The organism is Aeromonas sp. QDB11 (genome assembly GCF_027705265.1).
In the GTDB taxonomy this organism is placed as follows: Bacteria; Pseudomonadota; Gammaproteobacteria; order Enterobacterales; family Aeromonadaceae; genus Aeromonas; species Aeromonas allosaccharophila.
Genome location: NZ_JAPDBM010000050.1, coordinates 1 through 17261, shown reverse-complemented (window position 1 = coordinate 17261; position 17261 = coordinate 1). Strand labels below are relative to the sequence as shown.

General features: G+C 59.3%; 15 protein-coding genes and 1 tRNA gene. 10 read left to right on the top strand and 6 right to left on the bottom strand.

Features of this window, described 5'->3' with window-relative positions:
* Positions 1-240: 240 nt before the first annotated feature.
* Positions 241-381, bottom strand: coding sequence for a hypothetical protein (locus tag OKC40_RS16000; RefSeq protein WP_270795930.1), 141 nt, complete (start codon positions 379-381; stop codon positions 241-243).
* Positions 382-604: 223 nt separating this feature from the next.
* A tRNA-Pro gene (locus OKC40_RS15995) sits at positions 605-681 on the bottom strand.
* A 249-nt stretch (positions 682-930) separates the two neighbouring features.
* Here OKC40_RS15995 and tadA point away from each other — a divergent pair.
* The 9 genes from tadA (at position 931) to OKC40_RS15950 (ending at position 12156) form a co-directional block, all read left to right on the top strand.
* Positions 931-1488, top strand: coding sequence for a tRNA adenosine(34) deaminase TadA (gene tadA / locus OKC40_RS15990; protein WP_442865903.1), 558 nt, complete (start codon positions 931-933; stop codon positions 1486-1488).
* A gap of 204 nt (positions 1489-1692) precedes the next feature.
* Positions 1693-3930 carry an ABC transporter permease subunit gene (locus OKC40_RS15985; protein ID WP_042655872.1) on the top strand — a complete coding sequence of 746 codons (2238 nt, stop codon included), beginning with the start codon at positions 1693-1695 and terminating at the stop codon, positions 3928-3930.
* Between the two features lie 32 nt (positions 3931-3962).
* Positions 3963-5612 carry a phosphate ABC transporter permease PstA gene (gene pstA / locus OKC40_RS15980; RefSeq protein ID WP_042060396.1) on the top strand — a complete coding sequence of 550 codons (1650 nt, stop codon included), beginning with the start codon at positions 3963-3965 and terminating at the stop codon, positions 5610-5612.
* 237 nt (positions 5613-5849) lie between these two features.
* On the top strand, positions 5850-6668 hold the full coding sequence (gene pstB, locus OKC40_RS15975) for a phosphate ABC transporter ATP-binding protein PstB (protein WP_033138278.1): 819 nt from the start codon (positions 5850-5852) through the stop codon (positions 6666-6668).
* A gap of 85 nt (positions 6669-6753) precedes the next feature.
* A complete protein-coding gene (gene phoU, locus OKC40_RS15970; protein ID WP_042060395.1) occupies positions 6754-7464 on the top strand; it encodes a phosphate signaling complex protein PhoU in 711 nt (236 codons plus the stop codon).
* A 190-nt stretch (positions 7465-7654) separates the two neighbouring features.
* Positions 7655-8974, top strand: coding sequence for a hemolysin family protein (locus tag OKC40_RS15965; RefSeq protein ID WP_042060394.1), 1320 nt, complete (start codon positions 7655-7657; stop codon positions 8972-8974).
* Positions 8975-8992: 18 nt separating this feature from the next.
* The gene (locus OKC40_RS15960; RefSeq protein WP_042060393.1) at positions 8993-9535 is read left to right on the top strand and encodes a hypothetical protein; all 543 of its coding nucleotides are present in this window, start codon (positions 8993-8995) and stop codon (positions 9533-9535) included.
* 293 nt (positions 9536-9828) lie between these two features.
* Positions 9829-10731, top strand: coding sequence for a homocysteine S-methyltransferase family protein (locus tag OKC40_RS15955; RefSeq protein ID WP_270795927.1), 903 nt, complete (start codon positions 9829-9831; stop codon positions 10729-10731).
* A 9-nt stretch (positions 10732-10740) separates the two neighbouring features.
* Positions 10741-12156: a basic amino acid/polyamine antiporter gene (locus OKC40_RS15950; protein WP_270795925.1), complete on the top strand. Its 1416-nt coding sequence runs from the start codon at positions 10741-10743 to the stop codon at positions 12154-12156.
* An 83-nt stretch (positions 12157-12239) separates the two neighbouring features.
* Here OKC40_RS15950 and OKC40_RS15945 read toward each other — a convergent pair whose 3' ends face one another.
* Complete coding sequence (locus OKC40_RS15945) at positions 12240-13079, bottom strand: sterol desaturase family protein (RefSeq protein WP_270795924.1); 840 nt, start codon at positions 13077-13079, stop codon at positions 12240-12242.
* A 169-nt stretch (positions 13080-13248) separates the two neighbouring features.
* On the opposite strand from OKC40_RS15945, the gene OKC40_RS15940 reads away from it, so the two are divergent.
* Positions 13249-14040, top strand: a complete 792-nt coding sequence (locus OKC40_RS15940) for a substrate-binding periplasmic protein (RefSeq protein ID WP_270795922.1) — start codon at positions 13249-13251, stop codon at positions 14038-14040.
* Positions 14041-14176: 136 nt separating this feature from the next.
* Here OKC40_RS15940 and OKC40_RS15935 read toward each other — a convergent pair whose 3' ends face one another.
* The 3 genes from OKC40_RS15935 to OKC40_RS15925 all read right to left on the bottom strand — a co-directional run bounded on the left by OKC40_RS15935 (position 14177) and on the right by OKC40_RS15925 (position 16863).
* Positions 14177-14920, bottom strand: a complete 744-nt coding sequence (locus tag OKC40_RS15935) for an amino acid ABC transporter ATP-binding protein (RefSeq protein ID WP_111806638.1) — start codon at positions 14918-14920, stop codon at positions 14177-14179.
* Positions 14921-15003: 83 nt separating this feature from the next.
* Entirely contained in the window at positions 15004-15963 is a 960-nt protein-coding gene (locus OKC40_RS15930; protein WP_042060384.1) for an amino acid ABC transporter permease, read from the bottom strand.
* Positions 15964-16062: 99 nt separating this feature from the next.
* On the bottom strand, positions 16063-16863 hold the full coding sequence (locus OKC40_RS15925) for a transporter substrate-binding domain-containing protein (RefSeq protein WP_270795920.1): 801 nt from the start codon (positions 16861-16863) through the stop codon (positions 16063-16065).
* Positions 16864-17261 lie beyond the last annotated feature (398 nt).

Genomic DNA, 17261 nt, shown 5'->3' with positions numbered 1-17261 from the left:
ATGTGGGCTCTGTTGGCACCAGCGGCTGCAGTGATGGAAAGTGAAGCGCAATAACGTAGGTTTGTATCAGTTGTCGGGGGGAATGCCGGGGAGGGAGGGGGGAGAAGCTTCAGTCAATAATACTGCCATCCTCGATGGAATTAGCAGTTTGTCGTTTTTTGCTGATTTCTCGCCAAGGGCGGGAAACGGAGGGCGTTGAACAGGTGATGCGCCGGGGATTGAGCGGCCATCTGGCCGGGCTCAATAGTCATCATCCGGTTCGGCAAGATCGCTCACATCGAGCTGGACGACCTGTTCATCTTCGTTTTCGGTATGGCAAGGGGTGTCGTGAGGAACGGAATAAAGCGCATTGGCGGGTGTGAGATCTGTGGTCTGGTTCATGCCTGGTCCTGTGTTGAACGCAAGCCGGACAGTGATCCCTTCACTGGTGTTTCCACCTCCCTGTTTTGTCTACCGGCGGAAAGTTGCGCATCTTAAAGAGTTCGGCAAAAAGATTCAAGTGGTTCTGAGTGTTTTTTGCGCTTGATGGGCAGGCCGCGTCAGGAGGATAAATCGGAGGCAAAAAAATAGCCCAGTCGTTTGACTGGGCTATTCTCGGGGAAAATGGTCGGTGTGAGAGGATTCGAACCTCCGACCCTCTACACCCCATGCAGATGCGCTACCTGGCTGCGCTACACACCGACGGAGTCAGACTCGGCTGACGGGGTGGAAGTCTAATAGCATGGCCAAACGGGTGCAACTCCTTTTTTATCATAGAGATGCCGATTGCTTCTTTATTGCTCAGTCGGGATGTGGCTTGGGTCTGACGCGCAGATTTGGCATAATCGCCGCCCTGTCACCGCGAGGTATCATGCCAGCTATCTATGGAATTATCTGACAGGTGTGGATAGCGGGAATGCAAACAGCACAATTGAACAATATAAAGAGGGGATGGGCGTGAAACCATCAGAGGTCCCAGAGACACAGAGTCAGGCTCCGAGTCAGCCCGAGCAGGACGAACAGTGGATGCGCCATGCCATGGCATTGGCCGCCCGGGCCGAAGGGATTGGCGAGATCCCGGTCGGTGCCGTACTGGTGCTGGATGGTCAGGTGGTGGGCGAGGGGTGGAACCGCTCCATCAGCGAACACGATGCCTGTGCCCATGCCGAGGTGATGGCGATCCGTGCAGCGGGCAAGCAGCTGGTGAACTACCGCCTGCTCGACACCACCCTTTATGTGACGCTGGAGCCCTGCTGCATGTGTGCCGGTGCGCTTATTCATAGCCGGGTCAAGCGGGTGGTTTACGGCGCCCGGGATCTCAAGACCGGTGCCGCAGGGTCGGTGTTCGAAATTTTGCAGGACCCGCGCCACAACCACAGGGTTGAGCTGACCGGCGGCGTGCTGGCTGATGCCTGCTCGGCCCAGTTGTCAGCCTTCTTCAAGCGCCGCCGTGCCGAGAAAAAGGCAGCCAAACAGGCGCTGCAACAATCAAACGATACCCTTTCCTGAATCAATCGGGGGCAGCGCAGGCTGCCCTTGCTGATTGCCTTTATAAATATCACTTTATAAACAATGTGTTGTGATCGCCTTCCTTCGACATAATCCCCGCGTTTTTTTCCGCTAACAACCGCTGTTAAAGCGGTTCCGATGTAACAAAACTGTCATGCAACCGCCATATAATGCCGCGAAGCCTAGCTTACATTGAGGTCTTGCATGTCATCGGAATCGTTAAACCTGGTCATGGCGGGCAGTAGAAAACGCCGGATCAAGGATAAATTGGCCAAATATGGCGTCACCACAGGCGGAGCCCTGGTACTGGTGGCGCTGTTGCTTATCTTCTTTTATCTGCTCTATGTGGTGAAACCCATCTTCAATGGCGCCTCCATGGAGCCGACCGCCTCGTTTACCCTGCCCGCCGCAGGGAAGACCGCCTGGCTCGGCGTGGAAGAGCAGAACGAGATCGGCTATCGCTTCAGCGATAAAGGGCAGGTCAACTTCTTTGCGGTGCAGGGAGATGACAAGATCAAGGTCGGCCAGTCACTGGGTCAGGCCCAGGTTGCTGGTGACATCACCACGGTGGCGACCCCGGCACCAGGCCAGCGGCTGATCGCCTACGGTTTTGCCGATGGCAAGGCGCAGGTGGTCCAGCCGGCGTTCAAGGTCTCCTATCCCAACGATGTGCGGGTGATTGAACCCAGCCTGCAATATCCCTTCGGCGAAGAGCCGGTGGTGATCGACCCGCAAGGGAAGGCGCTGCAGCTGATGGTGTTCGAAGCCACCAAGGACAAGATGGCGACCGCCGCCGTGACCGAAGATGGTCGTGGCGTGATGACGGTGATGAGCGGTGAGGAGAACTTCCTCTCCGGCGAGATTGAGTGGAGCAGTGAAAACTACACTATTCCCTCCCTGCCGCGCCATGTGGATCAGATGTTACTGACCCCCAATCTGCGGATCCTGTTCGTGCGCGAGGGCAATCGCCTCTCCGTCTATGACATTCACAACCTGAGCGAGATCTCCCTGCGCAACGTGCTGGAGATCAATGCCTCCAATGCCAACGTGACCCGGGTTCAGCTGCTCTCCGGCGCCTCTTCGCTGCTGGTCGGCAATGACAACGGCGTCATCTCCCAGTGGTTCGAAGTGGCAAAAGATGGCAAACGCCAGTTCACCCAGATCCGTGACTTCAAGGGCGATGGCGCGGTTGATCTGCTGACTCCCGAGCACTTTCGCAAAGGCTTCATCAGTGCCGACAAGGACGGCATCATCAGCTTCTTCCACGCCACCGGCGAGACCAAGCTGCTGACCGAGACGGTGGAAGGGGGTGAGCTCTCTGCCCTGGCCATCTCCCCCCGCCACAATCTGTTGCTGATGCAGCAAGGGAACACCTTCAAGCTGTTCTCGGTGGAGAACGAACACCCCGAAGTGACCTGGTCTGCCCTCTGGCAACAGGTGTGGTACGAAGGGTATCCGGAGCCCCAGTATGTGTGGCAATCCACCTCCGCCAGCAACGACTTTGAAGCCAAGCTGAGTCTGGTGCCGCTGGTATTCGGTACGCTGAAAGCCTCTTTCTACGCCATGGTGTTTGCTGTACCGCTCGGCGTGGCCGGTGCCATCTATACCGCCTACTTCATGTCGGCGGGGCTGCGCAAATACGTCAAGCCGACGGTCGAGATCATGGCGGCGCTGCCGACCGTTATCCTGGGTTTCCTGGCGGGTCTGTGGCTGGCACCCATCATCGAGGGGGCGCTGCCCGGGGTGATCCTGCTGCTGGTGCTGCTGCCGATGGGGATGCTGCTGACTGCGCTGATCTGGAACTATCTGCCGGAGCGAGGCAAGTCCTGGCTGCCGGAGGGGTGGCACGCCATCCTGCTGATCCCGGTGCTGCTGCTGATTGGCTGGGGTGCCTTCGCCCTGAGCCCGCTCATCGAGAATGCCTTTATGCACGGCGATTCGCGCATCTGGCTGACTCACGAAATGGGCATCAAGTTTGACCAGCGCAACTCGCTGGTGGTCGGTATCGCCATGGGCTTTGCGGTCATCCCCACCATCTTCTCCATCGCCGAAGATGCGGTCTTCTCGGTGCCCAAGCACCTGACCCAGGGCTCGCTGGCGCTGGGGGCCACCCCGTGGCAGACCCTGAGCCGGGTGGTGATCCTCACCGCGAGCCCGGGCATCTTCTCGGCGGTGATGATGGGCCTTGGCCGCGCCGTGGGCGAGACCATGATCGTGCTGATGGCAACCGGCAACACCCCCATCATGGACTTCTCCATGTTCCAGGGGCTGCGTACCCTCGCCGCCAACATCGCGGTGGAGATGCCGGAATCGGAAGTGGGCAGCTCCCACTATCGGGTACTGTTCCTCGCCGCCTTCGTCCTGTTTGTGTTCACCTTTATGTTCAACACCCTGGCCGAGTTTGTCCGTCAGCGGTTGCGTGAAAAATACAGCTCGATGTAAGGGGCGACTCTGTAATGGACAAGGAATCGACAATGGGTAAGTGGTTTAAATCAGGGGCCCCCTGGATCTGGATGACCGGCGGTGCCGTCAGCCTGAGTCTGGTGGCGGTACTGGGTCTGCTGCTGCTGATCGGCTGGCGTGGTCTGGTCTACTTCTGGCCGCACCCCATCTATGAGTGGCAGCTGGAAGACGCGAGCGGCAACAAGAGCGTGCTGATCGGCGAGATCAACGATCGCGAGCAGGTTCCGGTGGAGCGACTGCGCGCCGCAGGTCTGCCGCTGGAAGGGGAAGAGCGTGAGCTGCTGACCCGCTATCTGGTCAAGACCGGCAACCGCGAGTTCGTTGACCTCGATTTTCGCTGGGTGCTGGAGACGGACATCAAGTCCCAGAGCCAGCCAGCCGAGCTGGCCATGGTGGAGCGTGCCACTAACGGCAACTTCTATGGCTATATCGTCGGGGTGAAAGAGGATGGCCGCGAGCTCACCTCGGATCTGCATCCTGCCCTGCAGCGGGTGCTGGCGCGAGCCAATGCGCTCTCCGAACAGGCCAACGATCTGCAAAAAGGGGACATCGGCAGCATCAACTATCAACTGGAGCGGCTGCGCCTGAAAGAGCGCAAGGCCGAGCTGGATGACAAGCTGACCGATCAGCTCAAAGCCGAACTGGCCAGCGAGCGTCAGGCCCTCAACGACCGCTATCAGGTGCTGGAAAAAGAGCTCTTCTCCCTGCGTGCACAGGCGGACAGAGACAGCATCACGGTCAAGGATATGCGTGGCGAGCTGGTGACCATGCCGATGTCCAAGGTGCTGGATGTGGTATGGCCCAACGACATGAGCCTGCTAGCCAAGGTGGGCCACTGGTTCCACCAGATCGGCAAGTTCGTCTCTGACGATCCCCGTGAAGCCAACACCGAGGGCGGGGTATTCCCGGCCATCTTCGGCACCGTGTTCATGGTGTTCCTGATGGCGATCATCGTGACCCCGCTGGGGGTGGTGGCGGCGGTTTATCTGCACGAGTATGCGGGCAAGAACAGTCTGACCAAGATCATCCGCATCGCGGTGATCAATCTGGCGGGTGTGCCCTCCATCGTTTACGGCGTGTTTGGTCTGGGCTTCTTCGTCTACACGCTCGGTGGTTCGCTGGATCAGCTGTTCTACCCGGAAGCGCTACCGAGCCCGACCTTTGGCTCACCCGGCGTGATCTGGTCGGCGCTGACCCTGGCGATCCTGACCCTGCCGGTGGTGATTGTCTCCACCGAAGAGGGGCTGGCGCGGATCCCGAGCACCATCCGTCAGGGCTCGTTGGCACTGGGCGCCACCCAGGCCGAGACCCTGTGGCGCATCGTGCTGCCGATGGCGAGCCCGGCCATCATGACCGGTCTTATTCTGGCGATTGCCCGTGCCGCCGGTGAAGTGGCGCCGCTGATGCTGGTGGGGGTGGTGAAACTGGCACCGACCCTGCCGATGGATGGCAACTTCCCGTATCTGCATGTGGAGCGCAAGTTCATGCACCTGGGCTTCCACATCTATGACGTCGGCTTCCAGAGTCCCAACGTCGAGGCGGCCCGCCCACTGGTCTACGCCACCTCCTTCCTGCTGGTGACGGTGATCGTGGGTCTGAACCTGACCGCAATCGGTATTCGTAACCACTTGCGCGAAAAATTCCGTTCTTTGGAACATTAATACGGCTGCCGAGACTGATGTTGAGACAAGGTATAAACAGCATGAACCTGACGGACATCACCGGTATTCGTAGCCACTTGCACGAGAAATTCCGGTCGCTGGAGCATTAATCCGGCGTCCTTGAGACAAGATCGAGAGAACAGATGTGCGGCTAGGAGAGTGCCGCCATCTGTCAGCAGCAATCATGGCAGTCGCTGGCAAGAGTCCGGTTACTCCAGACTGATTTTGAGGTAACAGATGATCAACGTAACGACCACGTCCACCCAGCACACCGCGCTGGACCTGCTCAACCTGAGCCCGGAGCAGACCGCGCTGGAGGTGAAGGATCTCAACCTGTACTACGGCAGCAAGCAGGCGCTGTTCAACGTCAACATGAAGATCCCCAAAGGGCAGGTGACCGCCTTTATCGGTCCGTCCGGCTGTGGTAAATCGACCCTGCTGCGCTGCATCAACCGGATGAACGATCTGGTGGAGATCTGCCGCATCGAGGGGGAAATCCAGCTGCACGGCCATAACATCTATGACAAGAGCGTCGATGTTTCTGCCCTGCGCCGTCAGGTGGGCATGGTGTTCCAGCGCCCGAACCCCTTCCCCAAGTCCATTTACGAAAACGTGGTCTATGGCCTGCGTCTGCAGGGGATCAACGATCGCCGTACCCTGGATGAAGCCGCCGAGCGCTCCCTGCGCGGTGCGGCCCTGTGGGACGAGGTGAAGGATCGTCTGCATGACAACGCCTTCGGTCTCTCCGGTGGTCAGCAGCAGCGTCTGGTGATTGCCCGTGCCATTGCCATCGAGCCGGAAGTGTTGCTGCTCGATGAACCGACCTCGGCGCTCGACCCCATCTCCACCCTCACCATCGAGGAGCTGATCAACGAGCTCAAGAGCCAGTTCACCGTGGTGATCGTGACCCACAACATGCAACAGGCTGCGCGAGTGTCGGATCAGACCGCCTTCATGTATATGGGCGAGCTTATCGAGTACTCGGATACCAACACCATTTTCACCACCCCGGCCAAGAAAAAGACCGAAGATTACATTACCGGTCGTTACGGCTAAGGAGAGGAGAGGATGAATCTCAGCAAACAGATTGGCAGTCGGTTCAACGGCTAAGGCATAATCGGAGCAATCAAGGATTATTTGTATGGACAATATGAACCTCAATAAACACATCTCCGGTCAGTTCAATGCCGAGCTAGAGAGCGTGCGCAACCAGGTGCTGGTGATGGGCGGTCTGGTGGAGCAGCAGCTCACCGACGCCATCGCAGCGATCCACGATCAGGATCTCGATGCGGCCCGCAAAATCGTGGCCAACGACCACAAGGTCAACGCCATGGAAGTGGCGATCGACGAGGAGTGCACCCGCATCATCGCCAAGCGTCAGCCGACTGCCTCCGACCTGCGACTGGTAATGGCCATCATCAAGACCATCACCGATCTGGAGCGCATTGGCGACGTGGCGGACAAGATCGCCCGCATGCTGACCGACAACGCCAACAAGCCGCAGCCGCCGCTGGTGTCGCTGGAGAACATGGGCCGTCGTACCATCAAGATGCTGCACGATGTGCTCGACGCCTTCGCCCGCATGGATCTGGATGCAGCGCTGGCGGTCTACAAGGAAGATGACAAGGTAGACCGTGAGTACGAGTCCATCATCCGCGAGCTGATGACCTACATGATGGAAGATCCCCGCACCATCCCCCAGGTGCTCAACGTGCTGTGGGCGGCGCGCGCCATCGAGCGGGTCGGCGATCGCTGCCAGCACATCTGCGAGTACATCGTCTACTACGTCAAGGGCAAGGACGTGCGCCACACCAAGGCGGACGATCTGGGCTCCCTGCTGGGCAAGGGCTGACCGGAAGTGAATAAAAAGGCGCGTGAAGCGCCTTTTTTGTTGCATAACTGGTCGGAGTAAGATAAAGCCCCCAACTGGCTGTTTTCTGATAGAATACGTCCCCTGTGTGAGTCCCGGATGGACTCACGGTCCGGTCTCCCGGGCCCAGTTTGCCGTCTTGTGCTAAGGCGGGTGTAGCAATAGGTTAATCATGAGTTTTGCCGATAGTTTGTTCTTTTTAATGCTGCTGGTAGGCGGCAGTGTGTTTTTCTCCCTCTCCGAGATCTCTCTCGCCGCGTCTCGCAAAATCAAGTTGCAGGTGATGGCGGATGAAGGCAATCGCCAGGCCGAAAAGGTACTGGCCCTGCAGGCCCAGCCGGGTAACTTTTTCACCGTGGTGCAGATTGGCCTCAATACGGTCGCCATTCTGGGCGGTATCCTGGGTGAGTCTGCCCTCAACCCCGCCATCAAGGAGATTGTCTCCCAGTTCTATCAGGGCCCCTGGCTTGGCGAGATCAGCTCCGGTGCCTCCTTCGTGTTCGTCACCGGCATGTTTATCCTGATCGCCGACCTGATGCCCAAGCGTCTGGCCATGACCATGCCCGAGCAGATTGCCGTGGTGGTGGTGCGTCCCATGCTCTTCTTCGTCACCGTGCTGATGCCGCTGGTGTGGGTCTTCAACGGGTTGGCCAACTCCCTGTTCCGCCTGTTGCGCGTCTCCACGGTGCGTAACGACGAGATCACCTCCGACGATATCTATGCGGTGATGGATGCTGGTGCCGAAGCGGGGGTTATCCAGCGCGAGGAGCATCAGCTCATCGAGAACGTGTTCGAGCTGCAGTCCCTTGGCGTTACCTCCGCCATGACGGCCCGCGAGAGCCTGATCTACTTCACCCTGCAAGAGAGTGAAGAGAGCATCAAGGCGAAGATCGCCGAGCACCCTCACAACAAGTTTCTGGTCTGTGACCACAACCTCGACAGCATCAAGGGCTTCGTCGATGCCAAAGAGCTGCTGATCCGCGTCATCAGCGGCCAGAGCATCGATCTCATCGGTGGCAATCTGGTGCAGAACGTCATCATCATCCCCGACACCCTCAACCTCTATGAGGCGATGGAGTACTTCAAGAATCATCGTGGCGACTTTGCCGTGGTGATGAACGAGTACGCGCTGGTGGTGGGGATTGTCACCATGAACGACCTGATGAGTACCGTGATGGGCGAGTGGGCGACCCACGTGGTGGAAGAGCAGATCGTCCAGCGCGACGAGAACTCCTGGCTGGTGGACGGGGTGACCCCTATCTCAGACGTGATGCGCGCCTTCGATATCGAAGAGTTCCCCGAAAACCAGAACTACGAGACCATCGCCGGTTTCATCATGTATATGCTGCGCAAGATCCCCAAGCGCACCGACTCGGTCAAATATGCCGGTTACAAGTTCGAAGTGGTGGATATCGACAGTTACAAGATCGATCAGCTGCTGGTTACCCGGGTCGAACCGGTGGTGGCCGAGAAGCCAGTTCAGGAATCGTAAAAGGAGCGACATAGAGTCATGAAGATGCAGTCTCATTCCCGTGCGCTGGCCTGTGTCGCGCTCGCCCTGGCACTGGGTGCCTGTAGCCAGAGTGCGCCACGCAAAGCCCCCGTGGCTGCCAAGCCTGCTGCCCCCAAGCCTGCCGTGGTCGTGCCGCAGCCGGATCCCGATGCGGTGGTGCAAAGCGGCATGGCAGAGCCGAGTCCGGTCTTTGACGAGCAGTATCACGGCCCGGATCAGGGCTCGCTGGAGTCGGTGACCGCCCTGTTTGCCCGTGGCTACATCGAGTCTGCCATGCGCGAGACCATGCTGGCGGCGGTGCACAACGACTATCCGCTGCTCGGCATGCGGGATGTGCGGTTGACCGATCCGGTCTCCAAATTCCTCACCTCCAGCCATGCGGCCACCACGGCCCATGACTACCTCTATGCGGGGGTGCAGCGTCGCCTCGGTCGTCCGCTCAGCCCTGCCCAGTGGGAACAGATCTGGCGTGGCTTGCCGCAGCAGGGTCGGGTCTCCGACTGGGTCAAACAGATCAAGCGAGTGCTGGCCGGGCGTTAAGCCGCCAGCGGATCAAGATAGTGATGAGGCCACCTTCGGGTGGCCTCTTGCATGTCTGCATTTGCCTTGCCGGTCGCATGCTGATTTCTGCTGATACTGATTGCCGCCTGTGGTGCTTTGTTTTATCTTGTTTTGGCCATCTAAACATCCATATGTTTTTATGGCTATATAATAAAAGGGCTTCCCAGGATGAAGCTGGACGATCTGCAGCGATTCGACGCGAAACCGCAGATCAACAAAACAAACAGATAAATACGCACATAAACAACGCACATAACAAAGAGACACGACAGATGGAAACCAGGGAATTGTGGGTGCTGGATGGGGGCATGGGGCGCGAGCTGGCACGGCGGGGGGCACCGTTTCGTCAGCCCGAATGGTCGGCGCTGGCCTTGATGGAGGCGCCCGAGACGGTGCGCGAGGTGCATCAGGCCTATGTGGCGAGCGGAGCCAGGGTCATCACCACCAACAGCTATGCGCTGGTGCCATTTCATATCGGTGATGAGCGCTTCTTTGCCGAAGGGGAGGGGCTGGCTGCGCTGGCTGGTCAACTGGCCCGCGAGGTGGCTGACGATCAGCATGGCGCCGTGCAGGTGGCGGGTTCTCTGCCGCCGCTCTTCGGTTCTTACCGTGCCGATCTGTTCAAGGCGGACAGGGTGAGCGAGCTTGCCACGCCGCTTATCCGGGCGCTATCCCCTTATGTGGATATCTGGCTGGCCGAGACTATGAGCCTGATTGCCGAGCCACTGGCCCTGAAAGGGCTGCTGCCTGACGATGGCAAGCCGTTCTGGGTCTCGTTCACGCTGGAAGATGAGGTGCCGGGCAACGAGCCGCGACTGCGTTCCGGCGAGCGGGTGGCTGATGCGGTGACCGCACTGGTGGCGGCCGGAGTCGATGCCATCCTGTTCAATTGCTGTCAGCCCGAGGTGATTGAGGCCGCGTTGACGGTGGCCGGTGACAGGTTGCAGGCAGTGGGCCGTGCTGACATTCGCCTCGGTGCCTATGCCAACGCCTTCCCGCCGCAACCCAAAGAGGCCACCGCCAACGACGGACTGGACGAGATCCGCGCCGATCTGGGGCCGCAGGATTACCTCGGCTGGGCCGAGCGCTGGCGCGCGGCCGGTGCGAATCTGATCGGCGGTTGCTGCGGTATCGGCCCCGAGCATATTCAGGCGCTGAGCAGCCGGTTGCGCTAAGGAGCCCCCATGAAAGAGAGCAAGATTGGGCTCTGGTCCCTAACCGCGCTGGTGTTCAGTTCCATGGTGGGGGCGGGAGTTTTCAGCCTGCCCCAGAACATGGCCGAGGTCGCGGGGGCGCGCGCCGTGCTGATCGGCTGGGGCGTGACGGGGGTGGGCATCCTGGCGCTCGCCATGAGTTTTCTCTATCTGTCGCGGCTAAGGCCGGATCTTGACGGCGGCATCTACAGCTACGCCCGCGCCGGGTTTGGCGATCTGGTGGGCTTCTTCTCCGCCTGGGGCTATTGGCTCTGCGCCACCATCGGCGTGGTGGGCTATCTGGTGATCGCCTTTGCGGCGCTGGGCAGCTTTGTCGATACCCCCGAGCAGATCTGGTTTGGTGACGGCAATACCCTGGCGGCGTTTGTCGGCGAGTCCTGCATCCTCTGGGCGGTGCATCTGCTGGTGGCCCGTGGCGTGCAGCAGGCGGCGTTGTTCAATCTGGTGGCGACTCTTGCCAAGAGCCTGCCGCTGCTGCTGTTTATCCTGTTTGCCTGCTACTGGTTCGATCCGGTCACCTTTGCGGCGGATCAGCAGGGCAGCACCCTGGCGGTGCCGGTCTCCGAGCAGGTGCGCAACACCATGCTGATCACCCTCTGGGTCTTTACCGGTATCGAGGGAGCGGCGGTGCTGTCGGCCCGCGCCAGAAACCGGCGGGATGTGGGCACGGCCACCGTGCTGGGGGTGGTATTGGCCCTGCTGCTCTATGTGCTTATCTCGGTGTTGGCGCTGGGGATATTGAGTCGCCCCGAACTGGCTGCCCTGCCCAACCCCTCCATGGCAGGGCTGATGGCCCAGATGACCGGATCCTGGGGCAAGCTGCTCATCAGTGTCGGCCTGATCGTCTCGGTGCTCGCCTCTTACGTGAGCTGGACCCTGTTCTCGGCCGAGGTGCCGTTCAGCGCGGCCCGTCACGGCGCCTTTCCTGCCATCTTCCGGCGCCAGAACCGCAACGGGACGCCCATCGCCTCGCTCTGGCTCACCAGCCTGACGGTGCAGACATGCCTGCTGCTGGTGTGGCTGCTCGGCAAGGGCTACACCAGCCTGCTGCTTATCTCTACCTCGATGATCCTGGTGCCCTACCTGCTGATCGGCCTGTTTCTGCTCAAGCTCTCGTTCAGCAAGAAGGGTGAGAGCGGGCAGGGCCAGAGCCTGATGCGGGCGGTGGCACTGGTGTCGAGCGGTTACGGTTTCTGGCTGCTCTATGCCGCCGGGGTGGAGTATCTGCTGCTCTCCTTGCTGCTCTACGGGCCGGGTCTGCTGCTGTTTCTCTACAGCCGCCGTCAGCTGGGGGCGGATCTGCGCCTGAGCGGCCGCGAGCGATGGCTGGCCGGAGTGACCTTGCTGAGCCTGATCCCCGCCGTCTGGTCGTTCGCCCATCTCTGATATCGAAGATATGACTGACCATAAAAGAGAGCGCCACCGTGGCGCTCTCTTGTTATCCGGGAGTTGTTATTCGGGGCGAAGCCCTAGCGGCTTGCAGGCCCGGCCGGTTTGCCAAACAGCACTGCAAGTTTTTGTCGCCAGGGCAGGCCACGAGCATCACGCAGCATGTCACGCCATTCGTGGAAGGTGAGGGTGAGGGGGTTGAAGCTCCTGATCGGTTTGGTGATGCCAAAGCGACACGGCTCGGCCGGGTCCTCCTCGACAAAGGTGCCGAACAGCCGATCCCAGATAATCAGCACCCCGGCAAAGTTGCGGTCTATGTACTTGGCGTTGCTGGCGTGGTGCACCCTGTGGTGGGAGGGGGTGTTGAAGATCCACTCCAGCCAGCCGAGCTTGCCCACCACCTGGGTGTGGACGAAGAATTGGAAGCCCAGGCTGAGCAGCACGGTGGCGACCACCGCCTCGGGCGGGAAGCCGATGACGATCATCGGGATCCAGAATAGCCACATGCCGGAGATCGGATACATCAGGCTCTGGCGAAAGGCGGTGGAGAGATTTAGCCGCTCCGAGCTGTGATGCACCACATGGGAGGCCCACAGCCAGCGCACATGGTGGCTGGTGATGTGGAACAGCCAGTAACAGAGATCCTGTAGCAAAAACAGCAGCAGCACGCTCCAGAGGTTCAGCTCGATATCGAACAGCCGCCAGCCCCAGAGGGTGTCATACAGATAAGCGATGGCGATGGCCGCCAGCGCATCGCCGCCCTGATGCATCAGGGCTAGCGCGGCGTTGGCGAACAGATCCCGCCACTGGTAGGTGGCGGTGGGGAAGGCGGCGCCATGTTTGCGCAGGTAGAGCATCTCCCAGCCGATAAAGGCCAGAAAAATCGGGGAGAGGTAGAGCAAAAGCAGTTGCACATCCATAGCGGCCATCCATTCAGAGCAATTGCTCTCCAGCATAAAGGATGGCTTTAATAATTCATTAACATTTTTCGTCGGCGTAGAGATAGCGAAAAAGAGGGTGCTGCAACCGCAGAGGAAGGCACGGCGGATGGCTATGCTTGATGCAGGCTTGTTCAGGAGGATCTGGCTTATGCGTGTCTGGTGTTGCTTGTTGCTGGGGTTGTGCATGATGGCGCACGCCAAGACCCGGGTCGAGATCCTGGCGGATGCCGCCTATCCGCCCTACTCCTGGCAGGAGGGGGAGGAGGTCAGGGGGATCTATGCCGATATCATCCGCGAGGTGACCGCCGCCATGAGTGACTATGATGTGGTGCTCAAACCCATGCCCTGGCGCCGCGGCCTGAGCCTGGTAGAGCGGGGCAGTGCGTTTGCCATTTTCCCTCCCTACTATCTGCCCGATGCTCGCCCCTATATCTGGCCCTACTCCCAGCCGATACTTGATGAAGAGCTGGTAGTGATGTGCGGCGCCAGTGTGGCAGCCAATACCCCGCAGGCACGGTTTCCTGATGACTACAGCGGTCTTCGCTTCGGTATCAATGCCGGTTTCACCGTGGGAGGGGATCTCTTCTGGCAGGCAGTGAAAGAGAAGCGGATCGATGTGGAGGAGGTGAAAAGCAATCGGGAAAATCTGCTCAAGATAGTGCGTGGCCGTATCGACTGCACCGTCAATGACCGTATCTCGCTGCTCTATGAACTGTTCAAAATGATACAGGGATCGCAACTGGCGGTGACCGATATGTCCTTGCTCAAGCAGGGCCCCGTGCTCAGCAAGGAGCAGGGTTTTCTCGGCTATAGCCGCAAGGGGGAGTTCCCCTACAAGCAGGCCTTTATCGAGCAGTTTGACAAGGAGCTTTACCTGCTCAAGAAACGTGACGGGGTGAGGAGCATCGTGGAACGCTATCTGGGAAAGTCCCCGCGCTGAGCCGATGAGAGGGGGACTCGGGTTCAGCGGATAGGGGGCTCCTGCATGAAGAACAACCTACATGAAGAACAACCTACATGAAGAACAGGAAGAGGGACCCAGGGTCCCTCTTCGTCTATCCACGGCTTTGTGGTCGCTACAGCACCTGACTCAGGAACTGGCGCAGGCGCGGGGAGGGGGGATTGTCGAAGAAGTCGGCAGGTTTCTCATCCACCAGCAGCTCGCCACTCTCCATAAAGAGCACCCGATCCGCCACTTCCCGGGCAAAGCCCATCTCGTGGGTCACCACCACCATGGTCATCCCCTCGCGGGCCAGCCCTTTCATGACATCCAGCACTTCACCCACCATCTCCGGGTCCAGCGCACTGGTCGGCTCGTCAAACAGCATGATGCGCGGCTGCATGGCGAGCGCCCGGGCGATCGCCACCCGCTGCTGCTGACCGCCGGAGAGCTGGGACGGGTAGCTGGCCGCTTTCACCGACAGTCCCACTTTCAGCAGCAGCGCCTTGGCCCTGTCTTCGGCATCACGGCGTGACAGGCCGCGCACCTTCTGCGGGGCGAGGGTGATATTGTCCAGCACCGTCAGGTGGGGGAAGAGGTTGAAGGACTGGAACACCATGCCCACCTCTTCCCGCAGCTTGTTGACATCGCCCGGCTCGGTCAGGCAGATGCCATCGACCACGATGTTGCCGTCGTTGATGGTCTCCAGCTGGTTGAGGGTGCGCAGGAAGGTCGATTTGCCCGAGCCGCTGGGGCCGACGATCACCACCACTTCCCCTTCAGCCACCTGGGTGCTGACGTTTTTCAGGGCGTGTACCTCGGTGCCGTAGAACTTCTCTACTCCAGTCGCTTTGATGATGGGATCAGTTGCTGTACGCATATTTCGCCTCCAGAAGACGAATCGGGAAGGCGAATGGGGTGCCGGCAGCACTTCTCGATGCCTGTTGCACCTTGATAATGGGATCAGTTGCTGCGCGCATATTTCACCTCGAGACGGCGTACCAGGAAAGAGAGGGTGCCGGTGAGCACCAGATAGAGCAGTGCCACGGTGAACCACACCTCGAACGGGCTGAAGGTGGAGCTGACCACCTCGCGCCCCGCCTTGGTGAGATCGGTGATGGAGATGACCGAGACCAGCGAGGAGTCCTTGATCAGGTTGATGAACTGGCCCGCCAGCGGCGGCAGCACCCGCTTGAACGCCTGCGGCAGAATGACATAGCGCATGGTCTGGGCCGAGGTCATACCCAGGCTGCGACCCGCCTCCATCTGCCCCTTGTGGATGGAGCTGATACCGGCGCGGACGATCTCTGCCACATAGGCGCCGGTAAAGACCGCCAGCGCGGCGACCCCGGCGGTGAAGCGATCGAGGTTCAGCACGGTGCCGATAAAGAAGTAGACGATGAAGATCTGCACCAGCAGCGGCGTGCCGCGGATGAGCTCCACGTAGGTGACCGCCAGATTGCGCAGGGCGGGATTGGGGGAGAGACGCGCCAGCCCGGCCAGGGTGCCAAGCAAGATGGCGAAGATGCCCGCCACCAGCGAGAGCTTGACGGTGACCCAGACGCCCCAGGCGATGGGGCCTGCGGTCCAGCTCAGTTGGGTGTCGAGGGTATCGCCACGAAAAATGGTATCCCCTTCGGCGACTTGTACGCCGGTGCTGGCGATGGCTTGCCGCACATTGGGGTCGAGATCGTCTTGCAGGAACAGCTTGCCCTTCTCGGCCTCGCTGGTGCCTGCAATCACGGTGCCGTCAAATTCGGCCAGATTCTTCTGTTCCGCCTGATAGGCGATGTATTGGGGAATGCGTTCCCAGCGCCAGGTGTAATCCACGGACTGGACAGCCTTGTAGATGCCGAATACCGCAACCAGCAGCATCAGCAGGAAGACGCCCTGCCAGAGTAGCTGATTGGGCTGTTTTTCCATCTGTCTTGTCGGTTTGGGTGTGTGCACAGTCACAACCTCTTCTCGTTATTGTGTGGGGAGCTGCGTGGTGCAGGGGCGGCATGTGCCGCCCCCCGGAGGTTATTTGAGCTGGTTCAGCCAAGTATTGGATTCGAACCACTTCTTGTAGAGACGGTCGTAGCTGCCATCGCCCTTGATCTGGCGCAGGTAGTTGTTAAACCAGTTGAGGGTGTCCTGATCCCCTTTGCGGATGGCCCAGGCCAGCGGCTCGAAGGTGAACGGCTTGTCGAGGTGCACCACGGCGCCCTGATTCTGGGAGGCGAAGATGGCGTTGTAGGGCAGGTCATAGACGAAGGCATCGACCTTGCCGTTGATCACTTCCAGCTTGGCGTCATCCTGGGTTTCAAACTGCAGCAGGGTGGCTTTCGGGATCAGGCGCTTGACTGCCTGCTCGCCGGTGGTGCCGAGCTTGACTGCGATCTTGTATTTGGGATCGTTCAGATCGGTGAAGGATTTGATTTCGCCCGCTTTCTCTTTGCGCAGCACGATGGTCTGGCCGACCACGATGTAAGGATCGGCGAAGTTGACTCGCAGGTTGCGCTGGGGAGTGACGGTCATGCCGCCCATGATGACGTCGAACTTGTTGGTCAAGAGCGCCGGAATGATGCCATCCCAGGCGGTGTTGACGAACTCGACCTTCACGCCCATCTCTTTGGCGACCATCTTGGCGAGATCCACGTCAAAGCCGATGTATTGGCCCTGCTTGTTGGTCATCTCGAAGGGTTGATAGCCCGCATCGAAGCCAACTCGCAGCACGCCGCGTTCGAGCACGGCATCCAGGGTGGACGTGGTGGCTGGGGTCGGGGCCGCCGTGGCGATCCCGCAAAACAGCAGGGTAGAAAGAATCAGTTTTTTGATCATAAGTGACGTCTCTGTCGGTGGTGTGTTCGGCCTTGAACCTGATCCCGTGCGACTCCGTGGCACAAGAGACTGCTGCATCCGGCAACAGGCAAGACAGGATGAATGTCTTGAGCGGGACAAAAGCCCCATATGAGATGCTATGAATAGTGGTTGAGTGAAAAATGTACCAAAAACAGATTGTGTCAGAAGACTCAACAGGTTAGAGACATTTATTGCTCATGGCTTCATTCATAAAATCACACGAAAACAACATATCTATCTAATGGGGTGGGTTCAAGCCCAAATTGTGTCCAAGACATTTTGTTACATAGCGAGGGGCTCGAGCCTGTAAATCCAATTGTGTAACCGCCCACGAATAAGTAACTTTTTCAAAAGGATACCTTCGTGGGTAAGCAAAT